This window comes from Muricoprocola aceti (assembly GCF_025567005.1).
GTDB classification, from domain to species: domain Bacteria; phylum Bacillota; class Clostridia; order Lachnospirales; family Lachnospiraceae; genus Marvinbryantia; species Marvinbryantia aceti.
On record NZ_JAOQKE010000045.1, the window covers coordinates 1 to 1,726 of the forward strand.

At 41.9% G+C, this 1,726-nt stretch carries 1 pseudogene; it reads right to left on the reverse strand.

Annotated elements, in window-relative coordinates:
• Window positions 1–79: 79 nt before the first annotated feature.
• Window positions 80–1,660: pseudogene (locus tag OCV47_RS15745) on the reverse strand (PAS domain-containing sensor histidine kinase); the annotation flags it as partial.
• Window positions 1,661–1,726 lie beyond the last annotated feature (66 nt).

Here is a 1,726-nt window from a genome sequence, read left to right on the forward strand (position 1 = left end):
GATAGTTTACCTCAGACTAAAATATCTGCAATTTTCAAGGTTCATCTGAGCCTTTTTCTTTGCCCAGTTTTTTCATAGGTCATTTGACACTATCGTCTAAAATAACAGCAAAGTAATCATCTTTCAACTCATGCCGTGCATAACAGCGCTCAACCGCTTCCCTGCCAGAGAGAACCCATTCACCCATAATACCGATTTCCTTCAGTGTGGCAACTGTACTTTCACAGCATGTCTTATCATCATCCACTACCAGAACCGGCAGATTCATCAGATTTTTGTCCTGTTCTTTTTCTTTTTCCTGAAGCTCCAGATAAATTGTTACTGTGATTTTAGTTCCCTTGTGCAAGGTACTGTCCACTTTAATATTACCATTCATCAGGTTCACAATATTTCTGCTGATTGCCATTCCAAGACCGGTTCCCTGAACTCTGGTTGTCCGGTGGTCATCTGCACGGCTGAAAGGATCAAACATGATTTTCTGGAATTCCGGTGACATACCGATTCCATTATCCTCAATCGTAAATTCATAGCATCCAAGTTCTGAAAATCCATTGGGTTTTTCCTCTATCGAAAAAGTAATATTTCCACCATCCGGTGTATACTTGATCGCATTACTCATCAGATTCACAAATACCTGCTGAATCCTCAAGCTGTCACCACAGACAGCCTCATGTTCAATATGATTGATGTGTATATCAAAATTATGTTTATGTTCATCAAGCACCGGTTTCGTAAGTGTAATAAGATTATCTACCAGCTCTGACAGATTGAAATCTTCCTGTGCCAGTGTCATTTTTCCACTTTCAATACGTGCCATATCCAGCACTTCATTGATCAGTCCCAGCAGATGACGACTTGATTCTGTGATCTTGCCAAGACACTCAATCACTCTGTCCTGACTCTCAATATTTGCTCCTGCGATTGCCGTCAGACCGACAATGGCATTCATCGGTGTGCGAATATCATGGGACATATTGGAAAGAAATTCTGTCTTCGCACAATTTGCATTTTCTGCTGACCGGTAAGCCTCTTTCAGTGCCTGACGGGATTCAATCTCTGCTTTCTTCTCCTGTGTCACATCCATGGATGCCAGCAATACCTTTTCCAGCTTTCCATTCTTCCATTCCAAGGGAATATAAGAAGCGATTTTATAAGTCTTTTCATCCAGGCTGCAATACTCAAACTTATAAATATCATTTTCACTTTTCAGTTTTTTCCGGATATTATCCGGTGCTGTTAGAATATCGATAGCTTCCAATGGTTCCAGTGTCTTGTATTTTTCAAGAACCTGCATCTGAAAATCATGATAAAAGCCCAGAGGTTTATATATCATTTGTCCATTCAGATTGTAGAATTCATATCTGTCATTTTCCAGATCACAGACAACAAAGCGGTCAACCAGACGCACAATGCTCTGAATCAGCTGCTCCATGGAAGCATTATCCGCTGCCATCTGCAGATGCCGTGCGCTCTCTACCTTTGCCTCTGTGATATCACGCAGAAAGATCATGGCATATTCTGAATCCTCTATTTAGCCACGTATGACCACATTGCGGACCCATCGTTCTTCTCCATTCAGAGTGATACGGCACTCCAAAGATAATTCAGTTTCCAGGCCTTTCAGCTTTTCCGCAATATAACCACGGTAGAGTAGGTTAGAGGGCTTTGCCCTCTTTCCCCTCATCAAACCGTGCATGAGGTTCTCCCTCACACGGCTTTCCGACAT